The 17,199-nt window shown below is 71.5% G+C and carries 17 protein-coding genes; 8 read left to right on the top strand and 9 right to left on the bottom strand.

Annotated features, from left to right (window positions below):
* Positions 1 to 23 precede the first annotated feature (23 nt).
* The 3 genes from VMF51_RS00270 to VMF51_RS00260 form a co-directional block, all read right to left on the bottom strand.
* On the bottom strand, positions 24 to 1,445 hold the full coding sequence (locus tag VMF51_RS00270) for a polysaccharide pyruvyl transferase family protein (protein ID WP_325472379.1): 1,422 nt from the start codon (positions 1,443 to 1,445) through the stop codon (positions 24 to 26).
* Positions 1,446 to 1,546: 101 nt separating this feature from the next.
* The gene (locus VMF51_RS00265) at positions 1,547 to 2,908 is read right to left on the bottom strand and encodes a site-2 protease family protein (protein WP_325472378.1); all 1,362 of its coding nucleotides are present in this window, start codon (positions 2,906 to 2,908) and stop codon (positions 1,547 to 1,549) included.
* Entirely contained in the window at positions 2,905 to 4,008 is a 1,104-nt protein-coding gene (locus tag VMF51_RS00260; RefSeq protein ID WP_325472377.1) for a 1-deoxy-D-xylulose-5-phosphate reductoisomerase, read from the bottom strand. Before VMF51_RS00260 ends, VMF51_RS00265 begins: the two co-directional genes overlap by 4 nt.
* Before the next feature lie 36 nt (positions 4,009 to 4,044).
* Between VMF51_RS00260 and gabT the strand changes: the two genes are divergently transcribed.
* From gabT to VMF51_RS00235, 5 genes are all read left to right on the top strand, one after another.
* A complete protein-coding gene (gabT, locus tag VMF51_RS00255; protein ID WP_325472376.1) occupies positions 4,045 to 5,391 on the top strand; it encodes a 4-aminobutyrate--2-oxoglutarate transaminase in 1,347 nt (448 codons plus the stop codon).
* 37 nt (positions 5,392 to 5,428) lie between these two features.
* Positions 5,429 to 7,255 (top strand): N-acyl-D-amino-acid deacylase family protein, encoded by a 1,827-nt coding sequence (locus tag VMF51_RS00250; protein WP_325472375.1) that lies wholly within the window; start codon positions 5,429 to 5,431, stop codon positions 7,253 to 7,255.
* Positions 7,252 to 7,701, top strand: coding sequence for a nuclear transport factor 2 family protein (locus VMF51_RS00245; protein WP_325472374.1), 450 nt, complete (start codon positions 7,252 to 7,254; stop codon positions 7,699 to 7,701). The genes VMF51_RS00250 and VMF51_RS00245 overlap by 4 nt, the downstream gene beginning before the upstream one ends.
* Positions 7,702 to 7,832: 131 nt before the next feature.
* A complete protein-coding gene (locus VMF51_RS00240; protein ID WP_325472373.1) occupies positions 7,833 to 8,012 on the top strand; it encodes a hypothetical protein in 180 nt (59 codons plus the stop codon).
* Between the two features lie 152 nt (positions 8,013 to 8,164).
* Positions 8,165 to 9,028, top strand: coding sequence for a hypothetical protein (locus VMF51_RS00235; RefSeq protein WP_325472372.1), 864 nt, complete (start codon positions 8,165 to 8,167; stop codon positions 9,026 to 9,028).
* Between the two features lie 12 nt (positions 9,029 to 9,040).
* Here VMF51_RS00235 and VMF51_RS00230 read toward each other — a convergent pair whose 3' ends face one another.
* The gene (locus VMF51_RS00230; RefSeq protein WP_325472371.1) at positions 9,041 to 10,324 is read right to left on the bottom strand and encodes an HNH endonuclease signature motif containing protein; all 1,284 of its coding nucleotides are present in this window, start codon (positions 10,322 to 10,324) and stop codon (positions 9,041 to 9,043) included.
* A 172-nt stretch (positions 10,325 to 10,496) separates the two neighbouring features.
* Between VMF51_RS00230 and VMF51_RS00225 the strand changes: the two genes are divergently transcribed.
* Positions 10,497 to 11,003: a hypothetical protein gene (locus tag VMF51_RS00225; protein WP_325472370.1), complete on the top strand. Its 507-nt coding sequence runs from the start codon at positions 10,497 to 10,499 to the stop codon at positions 11,001 to 11,003.
* Positions 11,004 to 11,201: 198 nt separating this feature from the next.
* The gene (locus tag VMF51_RS00220; RefSeq protein WP_325472369.1) at positions 11,202 to 11,879 is read left to right on the top strand and encodes a hypothetical protein; all 678 of its coding nucleotides are present in this window, start codon (positions 11,202 to 11,204) and stop codon (positions 11,877 to 11,879) included.
* Here the strand turns inward: VMF51_RS00220 and recQ are convergent.
* Genes recQ through VMF51_RS00200 form a run of 4 tightly spaced genes read right to left on the bottom strand, consistent with a single transcriptional unit; the run spans position 11,866 to position 15,951 of the window.
* On the bottom strand, positions 11,866 to 13,695 hold the full coding sequence (recQ, locus tag VMF51_RS00215) for a DNA helicase RecQ (RefSeq protein ID WP_325472368.1): 1,830 nt from the start codon (positions 13,693 to 13,695) through the stop codon (positions 11,866 to 11,868). The two genes, VMF51_RS00220 and recQ, sit on opposite strands and share 14 nt — an antisense overlap.
* Positions 13,696 to 13,746: 51 nt before the next feature.
* On the bottom strand, positions 13,747 to 14,313 hold the full coding sequence (locus VMF51_RS00210) for an NADPH-dependent FMN reductase (RefSeq protein WP_325472367.1): 567 nt from the start codon (positions 14,311 to 14,313) through the stop codon (positions 13,747 to 13,749).
* 16 nt (positions 14,314 to 14,329) lie between these two features.
* Complete coding sequence (locus tag VMF51_RS00205; protein ID WP_325472366.1) at positions 14,330 to 15,595, bottom strand: RNA polymerase sigma factor; 1,266 nt, start codon at positions 15,593 to 15,595, stop codon at positions 14,330 to 14,332.
* Complete coding sequence (locus tag VMF51_RS00200) at positions 15,592 to 15,951, bottom strand: YciI family protein (RefSeq protein ID WP_325472365.1); 360 nt, start codon at positions 15,949 to 15,951, stop codon at positions 15,592 to 15,594. The genes VMF51_RS00205 and VMF51_RS00200 overlap by 4 nt, the downstream gene beginning before the upstream one ends.
* 144 nt (positions 15,952 to 16,095) lie before the next feature.
* Here VMF51_RS00200 and VMF51_RS00195 point away from each other — a divergent pair, with 144 nt between their 5' ends.
* Positions 16,096 to 16,329 carry a DUF3099 domain-containing protein gene (locus tag VMF51_RS00195; RefSeq protein WP_325472364.1) on the top strand — a complete coding sequence of 78 codons (234 nt, stop codon included), beginning with the start codon at positions 16,096 to 16,098 and terminating at the stop codon, positions 16,327 to 16,329.
* A gap of 22 nt (positions 16,330 to 16,351) precedes the next feature.
* Here the strand turns inward: VMF51_RS00195 and VMF51_RS00190 are convergent, their stop codons facing one another.
* Positions 16,352 to 16,963: a TetR/AcrR family transcriptional regulator gene (locus VMF51_RS00190; RefSeq protein WP_325472363.1), complete on the bottom strand. Its 612-nt coding sequence runs from the start codon at positions 16,961 to 16,963 to the stop codon at positions 16,352 to 16,354.
* Positions 16,964 to 17,199: the final 236 nt, after the last annotated feature.

The raw sequence follows: 17,199 nt of genomic DNA, 5'->3' as shown, positions 1-17,199 counted from the left end.
GGCCGGACCGGCGGCGCCCGACATCAGCGGCCGGCGAGGCCCGAGCGCCGCAGCAGCCGCTCGCCCAGCCCGCGACCGCGGGCCTGCGCGTCGGAGCGGGCCTGCGCCAGCTGCTCCTTGGTGCGAGCCAGCTCGGTCTGGGTCGCGCGCAGCTCCGCCCGGGTCTTGCCCAGCTCCCGGCGGATGCCGTCGACGTCGAGGTCGGCGCGCCCGGCGGCGTCGGCGAGCGCGGCCCGGCGCGCCTCGGCACGCTGCTCGCGGACGCTGCCCGCGCGCTGGGCCGACAGCTCGCGCACCCGCTCGGCGATCGAGCGGACGTTCTGGTCGGCGAGCCGCGACAGCTCGCGCGACGCCTCCACGACCTCGGGCCGCTGACCGGCCTCGAGCGCCGCGCCCATCGCCTCCTCGAGGTCGGCCACGGCGACGTTGTACGGCATGTGCGGGTCCCAGTGGCGGGCGTAGCGGGTCGGCTTCTTGCGGACGAAGGTCACCCGTGGCCGGGCGTACGACGCCGCGATGATCCGCACGTGGAGCGAGGTGCCGATCACCAGGCGGGAGTCGCGGATCGCCTCGACGACCTCCATCGGACGACGCCCGGTCGCGAACTCGATCCCGGTGCTCGGCGAGAGCTGCCGGATCCGCTCGGCGATCCGCTCGGCGTCGGCCATCGAGTCGTGGCCCGCGGCCAGGCCGGCCTGCACGAAGCGGACCGTCGAGCCGCCGAGGTGGCGGCTGCCGACGAGCTGCTCGGCGATGGCCTCGTGGCCCAGCTGCGCGGCGATGCCGCTCGACACCTGGAGCACGACCACGTCGTTGTCGGGGGCGGGCTCGAACGGCTCCAGGACCCCGATGGCGTGGACCACGTCGGGAGCCAGGGTGTGCTCGACGCCGAGGCCGGTCAGGAAGTCACTGGACTCCTTGTCGCGCACCGAGACGATGTCGGTCGTCTTGAGCACCGAGACCAGCTCGTGGTGGATGCGGACCGGGCGTCCGGCGATCCCGGCCACGCCGACGGAGTTGAGGACCGTGACCGCTCCGGCGTTGCGCTCGAAGGCGGCCGGCGTCGGGATGTACGGCGAGACGATCGGCGCACCGTTCAGCGCCTCGGCGATCAACCGCTCCTGGACGTCGGGGGTGGCGCGCCGGTAGGCGGCGTACTCCTCGCGCGGGGTCGAGAGGCGGTAGGCGGTCTCGATGCTGATCCCGCCGACCTGGCCGCCGACGGACCAGATCGCGTCGTACTCGCGCTCCTGCAGCTCGTCGCCGAGGGCCACCACCTGCCGGTCGAGCAGCGCCGTCATATCGGCGCTGAACGGCGAGGCGGAGACGACCTCGCTGCCCTCCAGGTAGCGCTCGGTGACGAGCAGGAAGAGCAGGTCGCCGAAGTTGTCGCGCTCGTAGGCGCCGACGGCGAGGACGCGGGGATGGGGGGCGGGGTGGGTCAAGACTCTCCTCAGTCGCCACAGCCGGACGATCTCGCTCTCCCGGCAGGCACCGGACCGGGAGCCAGACTATCCGAGCACAGCGAGCGTCCCGGCCTCCGCGGCTACCCCTCCAGGTGCAGGGGTACGACGAGGTCGCCGATGATCAGCACCACGCCCATCACCAGCATCGCCGAGGCGACGACGTAGGCGACCGGGAGCAGCTTGGCCGCGTCGACGTACCCGGGATCGGGCCGCCGACGGAGCCGCGCGATCCCCCGGCGGATCCCCTCCCACAGCGCGCTGGCGATGTGGCCACCGTCGAGCGGCAGCAGCGGGACGAAGTTGAACATCCCGATGAAGAAGTTGAAGCCCGCGATCAGCATGACCAGGAGCACGGCCTTGTCGAGCACGGGGAACGTGTCGTGGGAGACCGTCTCCCCGGCCAGCCGGCCGCCGCCCACGATGCTGACCGGGCTGTCGGCCGCCCGCTCCTCCATGCCGAGGATCGCCTGGCCGACGTCCCAGACCTTCACCGGGAGCGTCGCGAGCGCCTCGACCGTGTGGACGGTCATGGTGCCCATCTGGTCGAGGGTGAACAGCACCCCGCCGGTCTCGGTCGTGGTGTGCATGGTCGGGACGACGCCCAGGAAGCCGACCTCGCGCAGCGTCTCGCTGGTCTCGGACTCCGGCCGGGCCTCGACCGTGGTGCTGGTGGTGCCGGTCAGGCTCTGTCCGTCGCGCTCGTAGCCGATGGTGGCGGTGCCGCCGTCGTTGTCGCGGATCAGCTTCCGCAGCTGCTCCCAGCCGGTGATGGGGATGCCGTTGAAGGAGGTGACGGTGTCCCCGGGCAGCAGGCCGGCGTCGAGGGCGGGGCTGATCTCGTCGCTCTCGCGACACTTGCGATCTCTCTCGGCGTACGGGATCACGCACTTCGAGACCGCCTCGATCACGGGCGGACCCGGGGCGACCTCCTCGGTCTTCACGCCGTAGGTGGAGAAGACCAGCAGGAAGAGGAAGAACGCGATGAGCAGGTTGACCGTGGGCCCGCCGGCCATCACGATCACCTTCTTCCACCACGGGAGCTTGTAGAAGAGCCGGTCGTTGTCGTCGGGACCGACCAGCTCCCACTCCGCGGCGCGAGCGTCGGAGATCAGCTGGGTGAACATGCCCGTGTTCGACTTGCGGACCTTGGTGACCTGGTTGCCGTCGGCGTCGTACGTCACCTCGTCGGCGAGCGCGGTCGCCCCCGGGGGCAGCATCCCGACGATCTTGACGTAGCCGCCGAGCGGGATCGCCTTGACGCCGTACTCGGTCTCGCCGACCTGCTTGCTCCACACCGTGGGGCCGAAGCCGACGAAGTACTGGGTGACCTTGCCGCCGAACCTCTTGGCCGGGATCAGGTGGCCGAGCTCGTGCAGGCCGATCGAGACCAGGATGGCGAGCGCGAAGATCACCACTCCGAGGAGGTAGAACAGCGCGGTCATGCGGGCCCTTCGATCAGTCGTGTCGCCTCGGCGCGGGCCCAGGCATCGGCGGCCAGGATGTCCTCGACGGCCACGTCCGAGGGTACGTCGTGTCGGCTGAGAACAGCCTGAATCGTGGGCACGATGTCGATGAACGTGAGCTCGCCCCGGCGGAAGGCGTCGACACAGACCTCGTTGGCCGCGTTGTAGACGGCGGGCGCGGTGCTGCCCGTCTCCCCCGCGGCCCGGGCCAGCGCCACGGCCGGGAACGCCTCGTCGTCCAGGGGGAAGAACTCCCAGGTCTCGGGGCGGGTCCAGTCGACCGGCGGCGCGGCGTCGGGCACCCGGTCGGGCCAGGACAGGCCGAGCGCGATGGGGATCAGCATGGTCGGCGGACTGGCCTGGACCAGTGTCGAGCCGTCGACGAACTCGACCATCGAGTGCACGACGCTCGTCGGGTGCACCACGACCTCGATGCGGTCGAAGGGGATGCCGAAGAGCAGGTGCGCCTCGATCACCTCCAGGCCCTTGTTGACCAGGGTCGCGGAGTTGATGGTGATGACCGGCCCCATGTCCCAGGTCGGGTGGTTCATCGCCTCCTGCGGCGTCACGCCGGCCAGCTGCTCGCGGGTGCGACCCCGGAACGGGCCGCCGCTGGCAGTGAGCACGAGGCGTCGTACCTCCTGGGGCGTCCCGCCCCTCAAGCACTGGGCGAGCGCGGAGTGCTCGGAGTCGACCGGCACGATCTGGTCCGGTCCGGCGCGCTCCAGGACCAGCGGGCCGCCCATGATCAGCGACTCCTTGTTGGCCAGCGCGAGCGTGCGGCCGGCGTCGAGCGCGGCCAGCGTCGGCCGCAGCCCCACGGCCCCGGTGATGCCGTTGAGGACGACGTCGCACGGCCGGCCCGCGGCCTCGACCGAGGCGTCCTCCCCCAGCCCGGAGTACGCCGGCGCGAACTCGTCGACCTGCTGCCGGAACAGCTCGCGGTTGGACCCGCCGGCGGTCAGTCCGACGACCCGGAACCGGTCGGGGTTCCGCCGGATCAGCTCGAGTGCCTGGGTGCCGATGGAGCCGGTCGAGCCGAGGACGACGACGTCCCGCCGGGAGTCACGAATTGCCACGCGACCATCGTCCCAGGTCGGCTCTACAGTCATCTCATGACCACCATCCCCGCCACCGGTGGGCCCGCGCTCCCGCAGGAGCGCCGGCTCGTCACCGCGATCCCCGGCCCCGCCTCCCTGGAGCGCCTCGACCGCAAGAAGGCGGTGGTCGCCGACGGCGTCGGCACGACGCTGCCGGTCTTCGTGGTCGCCGCGGGCGGTGGGATCCTGCTCGACGTCGACGGCAACGCGCTGATCGACCTCGGCTCCGGCATCGCGGTCACCACCGTCGGCAACAGCGCGCCGTCGGTCGTCCGTCGCGTGAGCGAGCAGGTGGCGGCGTTCACGCACACCTGCTTCATGATCACGCCGTACGACGGCTACGTCGACGTGTGCGAGCAGCTCGCCGAGCTCACGCCGGGAAGCCATGCGAAGAAGAGCGCGCTGTTCAACTCCGGCGCCGAGGCCGTCGAGAACGCCGTGAAGATCGCGCGCGCCGCGACCGGCCGGGACGCGGTCGTCGTCTTCGACCATGCGTACCACGGCCGCACCAACCTCACGATGGCCATGACCGCGAAGAACATGCCCTACAAGCACGGCTTCGGGCCGTTCGCCGGCGAGGTCTACCGAGCTCCGATGTCGTACCCCTTCCGCGACGGGCTGTCCGGCGCCGAGGCCGCGGCCCGCGCGATCGACGTGATCGAGAAGCAGGTCGGCGCGACCAACCTGGCCTGCGTGGTCATCGAGCCCATCCAGGGCGAGGGCGGGTTCGTGGTGCCCGCACCCGGGTTCCTGCCGGCCATCGCCGCGTGGTGCGCCGCCCACGACGTGGTCTTCGTCGCCGACGAGATCCAGTCGGGCTTCTGCCGCACCGGCGACTGGTTCGCCTCCGACGACGAGGGCGTCGTCCCCGACCTGGTCACCACCGCCAAGGGCATCGCCGGCGGGCTGCCGCTGGCAGCGGTCACCGGCCGCGCCGACCTGATGGACGCGGTCCATGTGGGCGGGCTCGGCGGGACGTACGGCGGCAACCCCGTCGCCTGCGCCGCCGGCCTGGGCGCCATCGAGGAGATGCGCGAGCACGACCTCGTGGGTCGCGCTCGGGCGATCGGCGAGCGGATGCGGTCGCGCCTGGAGACGCTGCGGGCGTCGTACCCCGTGATCGGCGACGTGCGCGGGCGGGGCGCGATGATGGCGATCGAGCTGTGCGCCCCGGGCACCACCGAGCCCGACGCGGCACGGGCGGCGGCGGTCTCGGCGTACTGCCACGCCCACGGGGTCGTCACCCTGACCTGCGGCACGTGGGGCAACGTCTTCCGCTTCCTGCCGCCCCTGTCCATCTCCGACGCCCTGCTCGACGAGGCGTTCGACGTGGTCGCGGAGGCGTTCGCCGCGACCGCCTGACGGGAACCACTTGACGCGTGTCAACCCGAGGGGTTCGATGCGCAATGTGACCTACGACACCATCATCAAGGACGGTCGCTTCTTCGACGGCAGCGGCGGCCCGTCGGCCGTGCGCCACGTCGGGATCCGCGACGGCGTCGTCGCGGCGATCTCCGAGGAGCCGCTCGACGAGACGGGCTGCGGCGAGGTCGTCGAGGCGGCCGGGCAGTGGGTGCTCCCGGGGATGGTCGACATCCACACCCACTACGACGTCGAGGTGCTGCGCGGCCCCGACCTGACCGAGTCGCTGCGGCACGGGGTCACCACGATCCTGCTGGGCTCCTGCTCGCTCTCGACCGTGCACGTCGGCGGCGTGGACGCCGGCGACCTGTTCGGCCGGGTCGAGGCGATCCCCCGCCAGCACGTCATCTCCGCGGTCGACGAGAAGCGGACCTGGGAGAACGCCGGCCAGTACGTCGCCGCGCTGGAGTCGCTCCCCCTCGGTCCCAACCTGGCCGCGTTCATCGGCCACTCCGACATGCGCACCGCGACGATGGGCCTGGACCGGGCCACCCGCAAGGAGGTCCGGCCGAGCGCGGCCGAGCAGGCGCGGATGGAGCGCATGCTCCGCGAGGCCCTGGACGCCGGCTTCGTCGGCATGTCGGCCCAGCAGCTGCTGTTCGACAAGCTCGACGGCGACCTGTGCCGCTCGCGCACCCTGCCGTCGACGTACGCCCGCGGACGGGAGATGCGCGGACTGCGCCGGATCCTGCGCCAGCGGGGCCGCGCCCTGCAGGCCGGACCGGACGTCGGCCGCCCGCACACGCTCCTCACCCAGGCGTTCGGCTCGATCGGTCTGGGCGGCAGGCCGCTGAAGACCAGCCTGTTGTCGGCCGCCGACATCAAGGCCATCCCGTTCGTCATCCACCTCCTGCGTGGGCTGGCGGGACTGGTCAACCGGCTCGGCGGCGACTTCCGCTTCCAGCACCTCCCGGTGCCGTTCGAGGTGTACGCCGACGGCATCGACCTGGTGATCTTCGAGGAGTTCGGCGCCGGCGCGCAGGCGCTGCACCTGCAGGAGAAGCTCGCGCGCGACGAGCTGATGCGCGACCCGGCGTACCGTGCCCGCTTCCGGAAGGACTACGAGTCCAAGTACGGCCCGCGGGTGTGGCACCGCGACTTCTTCGACGCCGAGATCGTCGCCTGCCCGGACGCCTCCGTGGTCGGCAAGTCCTTCGGACAGGTCGGACAGGAGCGCGGTGGCGCCCACCCGGTCGACGCGTTCCTGGACCTGGTGCTCGACCACGGCACCGACCTCCGCTGGCGCACCACGATCTCCAACCACCGCCCCGGCGTACTGCGCAAGATCGCCCGGGAGCCGGGGGTGCAGATGGGCTTCTCCGACGCCGGCGCGCACCTGCGCAACATGGCCTTCTACAACTTCGGGCTGCGGCTGCTGCGGCACGTGCGCGACGCGGAGGTCGCCGGCAAGCCGTTCGTGACGGTCGAGCACGCCGTGCACCGGCTGACCGGCGAGCTGGCCGACTGGTACGGCCTCGACGCCGGCCACCTACGTCTCGGCGACCGCGCCGACCTGATGGTGCTCGACCCCTCGCGGCTCGACTCCTCGCTGGAGGAGTACAACGAGGAGCCCGTCGCGCAGTACGGCGGCCTCTCCCGCATGGTCAACCGCAACGACGCCACCGTCCCGCTCGTCATGGTCGGCGGCCGCACGGTCTGGCGCTCCGGTCGCGCCACGTCGCTGCTCGGCCGCGAGCGGACCGGCCGGTTCCTGCGGACCGGCGAGCAGTCCCGATCGCCGCTGACCGCGGCCCGTCGTACCCCTCAGACGCCTCGTCCCTCGACCACGGAGATCGCCTCGTGACCCGCACCCCCGAGGAGGCCGTCCGCGGCCTCTGGCGCACCCTGTCCGCGCGCGACTACGACGGCATCGCCGACTGGGTCACCGAGGACTGCCTCTACATGGACATGCCCCTCGGCCCGTCCCTGTCGGCCCGTGGCCCGGAGGACATCGCCAAGCGGCTTCGCGTCGGCTGGGGCGAGCTCGCGGGCTACGAGAACCACGACGGCGTCCTGGTCGCTTCCGGTGACGACGTGATCTACGAGCACTCCGAGACCTGGACCTTCAAGTCCGGCGAGGTCTTCACCCTCCCCTTCGCCACCGTGCACAAGGTGCGCGACGGCCGCGTGTGCCTCTGGAAGGACTACTGGGACTACGGCGCCATCATGAACAACGCGCCCGCCTCGTGGGTCGAGGGGCTCGCCACCGCAGACACGAGCTGGGTGTACGACGCCACCGCCGACCTGTAGACGACCTCGTCTCCGGGTCGCGGCGACTCACCCGCCGGAGGTGATGCGGACCGGGACCGTGCGACGGACGATGGAACGGCCGGGATCGAACGGCCGGCCGTCGAGCCGATCCGCAGTCCAGGGAGGCGACCATGAGCGCGAGCGAGGACCGCACGACCGGGTACGCCCTGCGGGAGCACGAGCAGGCGCCCTCGTGGAAAGACGACGACCGGAAGGTCGTGATCGCCGCCTTCGCGTTCGCGATCTCGGTCGACGCGGCGATCATCGCCCTGTTCATGTTCATCACCTGGGTGGCCTACGCCACGGACTGACGGACGTCCCCGCCGTCGTGAGCGGGCCGGCCGTGGGGCGCTGCGTCACGCCGAGAAATGTCTTCAGCCGGGCCGCCGCCGGTCGAATGCACTTCTAGCGTTGACGCCCGCGGCACCCGGACCGCGGCCTGGACCCCGAAAGGCCCTCCCCCGTGAAGCCCTCCTCCCGCGCCACCGGACCAGCCGCACTGGTCGTGTCGTCCCTCGCCCTCGCCGTCGCCGTCTCCGGGACGGCCTACGCCGCCCACGAGCTCGGCCGTCACGAGGTCGAGACCTCCAACCTCGCACCCCGCTCGGTGACCAAGTCCAAGATCGCCAAGGACGCCATCACCAGCAGGCGCGTGAAGGACGGCACCCTGCGCGCGAGGGACTTCCGCCCGGGCGAGCTCGTGGCCGGGGCCCCCGGCCCCCAGGGCAAGACCGGCCCGGCGGGCCCCGCAGGGCGTGCGGGCGACGTCGGCCCCGCCGGCGCCCCGGGAGCCACCGGACCCCGGGGCGACACCGGCGCCCCCGGTCCCGCGGGAGCCACGGGAGCCACCGGGCCAGCCGGACCGGCGGGGTCGGGTGGCGCCGCCTATGCGGAGTACTCGTCGGCCGCCCCCAACTCGATCGCCATCCCCATCCTGAACACGACGACCCCGCAGCTCTTCGCCGGCGTCGGCTACACCAAGCTCGGCGACGGTCCCGCCTACCTCGACGGCAGCGCACTGACCTTCACCCGCGCCGGGACCTACCGGATCTCCTACGGCGTGGACGTGCAGCTCCCACTGCTGCCGACGGCGACCGCGATCACGACCCACGCGACCGTCGGGGCCAGCCGTGGCCCCAACGAGCCGATCGTCCCCGGCAGCCAGACGATCACCCCGCTCGATGTCGAGACCATGGGACCGCAGTCGATCCAGCGCAGCTTCCTGCTGGCGGTCGACGCGGGTGACCAGGTCGGCATCTGGATCCAGTCCAGCGCCCTGGGCGTCATCCGCACCAGCCAGTGGTCCGACGTCGAGCTCGTCAATTGACGCGACCCCGGCCTACGTTCGTCGGTGGAATCGGACGCCGCCGTCGGGCAGGCGTTCGGTGGCGTAGGTCGGGTCGTGGGCTCGGTGGTGATGGTGGGAGCACAGCAGTAGCCCGTCGGCGAGGTCGGTGCGGCCGCCGGCGGCCCAGGGGGTGCCGGCGTGGTGGGCTTCGCACCACGGTGCCGGGATGTGACAACCCTCAGCTCGGCACTCCTTGTCGCGGAGGGCGAGGGCGCGGCGCTGGGAGCGGCCGAAGAAGCGCTGGGAGCGGCCGAGGTCGAGGACCTCGCTCTTGCCGTCGAGGACTGCGGGGACGATCCCGGCCGTGCAGGCCAGGCGGCGGGCCTCGGCGGCGGTGATCCGGTCGTGAGAGTCGCCCGGAGCGGGGTTACCGAGGGTCGCGGTGGCGAGGTCTGCTCGGAGCGAGTCCAGCGACATCGTCACCACGAGGGTGGTGGCGTCGCCGCCGTGGATCGGGAGGCGGGTGGGGTCGAGGGTTTCCAGGAGGTGGCAGAACGCCTGGGCTGTCTTGCGCCCGTAGGGCACGGGGCTGCTGCTTGGCTCACTGGGTTTCGCGGCTCGCTCCGCTCGCACCTCAACCAGCGTTGAGTCGGCGTCGTCGCGGCGAGGGTTGGTGAACGCATGCAGGTACGTCGCAAGCCGGGCCGCGGACGCGTCGGGGATCAGGCCGCTGATCCGGGTCGTGCCGTCACCGAGCGCGCGGAGACCGAGGCGCATCCGCTGCTGGGCGGAAGCTTCAAGGTCGGCGAGATGACGCGCCTCCACCGCTTCCGCGATCTCCGGGGCGATGACGTCGAGGATGCGACGGCCCAGGCGGGCCAGCTCGGTGGGGTCGAAGCGGTCGGCGTACCCCACCAAGGCGGCCTCGGCCTCGTCGACCACCGACGAGGACACCTCGGCCGGGAGCTTGGCCAGGGCGGTGGCGATGACGTGGGCCTGTTCGAGGTTCACGCGCCCTTCCCGCAACGCGGTCGCGAGCACCGGGCGGTCCGCGAGGGCCAGAGCGAGACGGAACTCAGCCGCGCAGTCGCCCCGGCGTCGATGCGTCGCGGCCGCGGCCCAGGCGCCCACGTCGCGGGCGCCGGTCTCCTCGGCCACGTCAGCGGCGTCCGCAGAGATCCGGAGCCGGAGCTCGGCAACACGTACCTCGACCGCGGCCAGCTCGACCAGCGCCGCCGCCTTGTCCGGCGTGGTCATGAAGGCCGGGTTCACGTCGGCCACCGACTTCAGCACACCGGCGATCTCGGCCGCGGCCAGGCGGATCGGGTGGGCCATACGAGTCTCCGAAACCTCTACGAGATGACCATCTCAGTATGGTCGAACACGCGTTCGATCGCAAGGGGGTTTTCACAGCCTCAGTGGGCTGCCATCCGATCGGCTCAGCGGATCGGCACGCAAGCAACCATTCCCTGCGCGAGGTGGGCTCGGCGCTGCTACGTTCCCGCTCATGCTGCTCCGGTCTCGCGCGCTCCTCGCCACCGTGTGCGTCCTTCTCGTCGCCTCTGTCATCGCCGCGCCCGCGAACGCAGCCAAACCGAAGAAGTGGCGGCACGTTCAGACGTGCGCCTACCACCATCACCCGGAGTACGAGTCGACGCCGGCGCTGAACATCCTGGTGCACTCCGGCCGTTGGTACGACTCCATGGGTGGGAACCCCGTCAGGTGCTACGACGAGATGAACGACGACTTCAGGCCGAGCATCCGCGGCTCCTTCCGCCTCACCGCTCGCTGGTACGTCGGCAAGAAGGTCGTGCTCAAAGAGCGGCGCAAGGTCAAGAACGACGGCTGGGACAGCAACAACCACCTGCGCTTCGAGCACCCGCGCTTGACGGAAGGTCCCGACGACGTGTGGAGCATCGGCAAGCGACGAGTCACCGCCAAGCTGACCTTCACGAAGAAGGGCTACCGGACCGTTCGCGTCCGGGTGAAGGAGTTCCACTTCCCGCCGGAGTGAGCCGGCGCCGAAGCGAACGATCGAGACGAGAAATCCCAGAACAGGGAGCCAGATGCCCGTCGAGCTGTTCCGTTGACCGCCCCACAACAGGACGAGTCCGCGACGTCGACCCCGACGGGCGATCGTGCGGGCCTACTCTCCTTCCTCATCGGAGTCCTCGTCCTGACACCGATCGGCTTCGTAGCTACCGCGGGATTCGTGGACGAGGTCTGCTCCGGTCTCGTGGGCGCGGACGCGCTCACCTCGCTGAAGAGCACGGTCAAGCAGGCAGAGCAACCGGTCACGGCTGAGTCAGCGACCTGGACCCTCAACCAGGTCGGCATGTGCCTGGACGCCGGCGTCCTGACCAGCGCCGGTGACGGTTACCCGCCCACCCTCGGACTGGCCTTCGCATCGATGCTTCTCGGGCTCCTGGGCGCGGCCACCTCGCTCGCGGGGAGGCTGTGGCCGAAGGCAGGCCGGACCGCCCCTCAACTGCTCAGCGACCTGACCGCGGGAGGCTCGGCGGGGCTGGCGCTGGTGACGCTCATCAGCATCCTCGACGTGGGTTACGCGCTGGCGGTGACGGTGGGGCTCGGTGCCTTCGTGTTGATCTGCATGCTCATCCTCCAGCGCTCGCCGCGTTGGTTGGCGATCACGCTCCTCGGACTTCTGACGCTGTCGATGATCGGAGTCCTCGCGGCCTCGCTGTGGCCGTCGGGCGGCGCCCGGGAGGGTGCTCTGGCCTGGTGCATCGTCCTGGGAATCGTGGCGGCCGCTTCCATCGGTGTCGCCTGGGTGTGCTCGCAGCTGAAGCTCTGGTGGGCGCAGCTCGGTCGTCGAGACGGGACGATCGCACCAACCGAGCCCCCTTTGTCTCGGGCTACGCGCTGGTGACCCCCAGCAACGCCTCGCCGTACTTCTCCAGCTTGGCGGCACCGAGCCCCGAGATCCCGGCCAGCTGCTCCCGGCTCGTCGGGCGCAGGGCAGCGATCTGCCGCAGCGTCGCGTCGTGGAAGACGACGTACGCCGGGAGACCGGCCTCCTTGGCCGTCGCCGCGCGCCAGGCGCGGAGCTGCTCGAACAGCGACTCCCCCGCCGCGTCGAGGGGTACGTCGTCGGCCTTCGCCTTGCGGGAGGAGGACGAGGAGCGACGGGTCGAGGCCGGCTTGACCTCGTGCCGAAGACGAACCGCGCGCTCGCCACGGAGCACCGCGGCGGAGTCCGACGTGAGCTCCAGCGTCCCGTAGCCGTCATCGCCGACGGTGAGCAGTCGCTGCGCCAGGAGCTGCCGTACGACGCCGCGCCACTGTCGCTCGTCGAGCTCGGTGCCGATGCCGTAGACCGTCAGCGACGTGTGGTCGAGCGAGACGATCCGGTCGTTCGTCCTCCCCAGCAGGATGTCGATGACGTGGCCGGCGCCGTACCGCTGCCGACGCTCGGCCAACCGCCAGATCGCGGAGAGGAACTTCTGGGCGGCGGTGGTGCCGTCCCAGGTCTCGGGCGGCGCGGTGCAGGTGTCGCAGTTTCCGCAACCGCCCGACGCGGGCTGACCGAAGTAGGCCAGGAGCTGCGCACGACGACACTCGACGGTCTCGCAGAGGGCGAGCATCGCGTCGAGGTTCGCGCCCAGGCGACGCTTGTGGGCCGCATCGCCGTCGGAGGTCTGCACCATCTTCCGCTGCTGGACGACGTCGGCGAGGCCGTAGGCCAGCCACGCCGTCGACGGCTTGCCGTCGCGACCCGCGCGGCCGGTCTCCTGGTAGTAGCCCTCGACCGACTTCGGCAGGTCGAGATGCGCGACGAAGCGGACGTCGGGCTTGTCGATGCCCATGCCGAAGGCGATGGTGGCGCAGATGACCAGCCCGGGCTCGCGCAGGAAGCGCGACTGGTGCTCGGCGCGCTGCCGGGCGTCCATGCCGGCGTGGTACGGCAGCGCCGGGATGCCGTTGCGCGTCAGGAACGCCGCCGCCTCCTCCACCGACTTCCGCGACAGGCAGTAGACGATGCCCGAGTCGCCCGCGTGCTCGGCCTGGAGGAAGTCGAGGAGCTGCTTGCGCGGGTTGTCCTTGGCGACGATGCGGTACTCGATGTTGGGCCGGTCGAACGACGACACGAAGACCCGCGCCCCGTCCAGGCCGAGCCGGGCGACGATGTCGGCGCGGGTCGCCGCGGTCGCCGTCGCGGTCAGCGCGATCCGGGGTACGGCGGGCCACCGCTCCCCCAGGACCGCGAGCGCGAGGTAGTCCGGCCGGAAGTCGTGGCCCCACGACGAGACGCAGTGCGCCTCGTCGATCGCGAACAGCGAGATCGTGCCGCGGTCCAGCAGCGCCATCGTCGACGGCACCGACAGGCGCTCCGGGGCCAGGTAGAGCAGGTCGAGCTCGCCGGCGACGTACGCCGTCTCGACGGCCCGGCGCTCCTCCGGCGACTGGGTGGAGTTCAGGAACGAGGCGCGTACGCCGAGGGCGGCCAGCGCGTCGACCTGGTCCTGCATCAGCGCGATCAGCGGGGAGATGACGATGCCCGTCCCGGGACGCACCAAGGCCGGGATCTGGTAGCAGAGCGACTTGCCGCCACCGGTGGGCATCAGCACCAGGGCGTCCCCGCCGCCGACGAGGGTGTCGATGATCTGGGACTGGTCCCCGCGGAAGGCGTCGTACCCGAAGACCCGGGAGAGGACCTCGGTCGGCGTGTGGCTCGTCGTCGTCATCGGGGGCCATCGTGCCGTCTCCGCCGCGAGCGGTCGACGGCCCCTCCCCGGTCAGGGCCGCGGGATGACCGTCAGGACCCGCTCGATGTGGGTGCGGAACTCCTGCATGAACGTGCGCAGGAAGTCCGCGGTGGCCTCGTCGGTCACCTCGCCGGACGCGGCGTACGTCTCCGGCTGGAAGTAGATGTAGGCCTCCGGGGCCGTCATCTGGCGGGCGTTGCAGAAGCTGAGCACGCCGCGCAGGCTCTGCTGGGCGACTGCGGTCCCGATCTGCCCGATCGAGGCCCCGATGACCGCCGCCGGCATGTGGTCGAACGAGTTCTGGCCCCAGGGCCGCGAGGCCCAGTCGATCGCGTTCTTCAGCGCGCCCGGGATCGACCGGTTGTACTCGGGGGTGACGAACAGGACCGCGTCGGACGCCGCGATGGCGTCTTTGAGGGCCTGGGCCTCCGGCGGGTAGCTGCTGTCGAAGTCCGGGCTGTAGAGCGGCAGGTTGCCGATGGGGATCTCGGTGAACTCGAGGTCGTCCGGCGCGACCTTGATCAGCGCCTGGCTGAGGGTTCGGTTGATCGAGGTCGACGAGAGACTCCCGACGAAGTAGGCGACCTGGTAGCTCATGGTGACTCCCGAGGGATCAGGTGGACGGGTCGCCTCCACGCTCCCACCGGCGGGCGCGCAAGGCCAGGGCCTCGCGCTCGGCGGCGTTGCCGGTGAGCTCGATCGCCCGCCGGTACGCCGCCGCGGCGCCCTCGTGATCCCCCGCGCGGGCCAGCAGCTCGGCCCGGGTCGCGTGCAGCGGCTGGTAGCGGTCGAGTCGCCCATCGTCCTCGAGCTCGGCCAGCAGCGCGAGGCCGACGTGCGGGCCGTCGGCCATGGCCAGCGCGGCCGCCCGGTTGATCGTCACGACCGGCGACGGGGTCATCCGGGACAGCTCGCCGTACAGCGCCGCGATCTGGGGCCAGTCGGTGGCGTCCCAGTGCGGCGCCTCGGCGTGCAGCGCCGCGATGGCCGCCTGGACCTGGAACGGTCCCGGCTCCCCGAGGCGGAGCGCGCGCTCGACGAGCTCCGTCCCCTCGGCGACGAGCGCCCGGTCCCAACGGCCGCGGTCCTGGTCCTGCAGGGCCACGGGCCGCCCCCGGTCGTCGGTGCGGGCCGGGCGTCGTGCGTCGGTCAGCAGCAGGTACGCCAGCAGCCCGAGCACCTCGGCGTCCTCCGGCAGCAGCGCGGCGAGCAGGCGGCCCAGCCTGATCGCCTCGCGGCACAGGTCGACCCGCACGAGGTCGTCCCCCGAGCTGGCCACGTGGCCCTCGGTGTAGACGAGGTGGATCACGTGCAGGACGCCGTACACCCGAGCGGGCAGTTCCTCGGCGTCCGGCACCCGGTACGGGATCCGGGCCGTCTTGATCTTGCGCTTCGCCCGGACGAGGCGCTGGTACATCGTGGTCTCGGTGGTCAGGAACGCGCGCGCCACCTCGGGGACCTCGAGCCCGCCCACGACCCGGAGGGTGAGCGCGACGCGGGCCTCCAGCGCCAGCGCGGGGTGGCAGCAGGTGAACAGCAGCCGCAGCCGGTCGTCGGCCACGCCGCTGTGGTCGGGCGGCTCCGGTTCGGAGAGGTCGTCGTCCCTCATCAGCGTCTCCAGACGATCGAGGGCGGCCGACCGCGTGGTCTCCCGTCGGATCCGGTCGATCGCCCGGCGGCGGGCGACGGTGGTCAGCCACGCCCCCGGCCGGGACGGGACTCCCTTGGTGGGCCACTCGGCCACCGCGGCGGCGAACGCATCGGCCACCGCCTCCTCGGCCAGCCCGATGTCGCCACCTACCTGGCCGGCGAGCGCCGCGAGGAGCACGGTCCACTCCTCGCGGTACGCCCGCTCGACGGCCTCGGCCGCCTCGGTCAAGCGTCCTGCTCGTGGCTGGACAGCGGCCGGACCTCGACCGAGCCGTACGTCACGTGCGGCATCCGCTTGGCCCAGCCGAGGGCCGCGTCGAGGTCGGGGACGTCGATGATGATGTAGCTGAAGAACGCCTCCTTCGTCTCGGCGAACGGACCGTCGGAGACCAGGGCCTCGTCGTTCCGGATGCGGACGGTGGTGGCGGTCGCCTCGGTGTCGAGGCCGTGGGCGGCGACCATCGCGCCGGACTGGCCGAGCTCCCCCATCACCTGGCCCCACTGGGCCATCTCGGCGTCGAACTCGGGCGTGCCCTCCGCGGGACCGGCGTTGACCTCGTGACGGAGCAGCAGCATGTACTTCATGGGAGCCTCCTGGGGCGTCGTAGGTGGTGTGGAACCTTGCCTTTCACCCGGACGTCGGGGCGCGCAGCCGGATTCGACACCGTCGACCAGAAATCTTCCAGAAAACTCTCCGGGCCTCGAGCGGACCGGTGCCACAGTGGAGGGATGAGGCGACGCCAACGCGCCACGGTCACCGGCGTACGCCGGCCGCAGAGCGAGCGACTGCGCCGGCGTCAGCGGTGGTACTTCGCCCTGATGGGGACCTGCGTGGCGCTGATCGTCCTGGCCTGGAACGTCGTCCGGCTGTGGTCGACGACGGCGGCCGTCGCCATGTCGCTCGTCGCCGCCGTGCTCCCGCCGATCGCGGTGATCATCGCCAACTGGGGCGAGGACCGCTGACGCTGCGCCACGGCCCGACCCGTCAACGGGCGACGTCGGCCTCCGTGGCGGCAGCGCGGAGGCTGGGCAGCCAGACGTGGTCGAGGATCTCCTCGATCACCACCGCGTCGGGTGGGGCGTCCCGCCCGAGGTAGTGCATCGTCACGAGGTGCGTCCCGAGCCCGATGACGCGCGGCGGGATCGGTCCCTCGCCCAGCTGCCCGTTCGCACGTGCCTGGTCAAGGACATCCTGAACGGCCCGCGCCGGGCGGTTCTCGTCGGTCAGCAGCCGGTACTCCGACGGCAGCGTGGGCAGCGAGGCGTACAGGCCGCGGACGGCCGTGCCCATCGGCCCGGCCAGCATGTCCGCAGCCGCCGACATCACCCGTCGCAGGTCCTCGCGGAGGTCACCTACCGGCTCGAACGGCCGCGCACGGGTGGCGGACTTGTGGAAGAGGGTCGCTGCGACCAGGGCGCCTTTGTCCGGCCAGCGCGCGTAGAGCGACTTCTTCGACGCGCCGGCGCGATCGGCGGTGCGGCTCATGCTGAAGTCCGACCAGCCGTGCTCCTTGATCTCCAGCCACGCGGCTTCGAGGAGGGCGTCCTCCAGGAGCCTGCCGCGACGGCGCTGCGGGGCGGTCTGATCGTCGGCCACGACGCAACTGTGGCAGGCGCGACCATCCGGCTTCGGCGCTTCCCATCCGGAAGGGCGAAAAGGAAACTCGAGTTTCCAAAATGCTTGCACATCGTGTGGCGACCGCCATACAGTCGTCGTGCGCCGATGTGAATCGTTTCACATCACATTCTCGTGGCCGCCTCCACCGCGGTGAGCGCTCTCCCGTCCTGCCCCGACGCCTCGCGTCGCGGGCTCATCGTTGTTGCCGGAAGGAA

The organism is Nocardioides sp. (assembly GCF_035503875.1).
Lineage (GTDB): Bacteria > Actinomycetota > Actinomycetes > Propionibacteriales > Nocardioidaceae > Nocardioides.
This window is presented reverse-complemented; position numbering and strand designations above follow the sequence as displayed.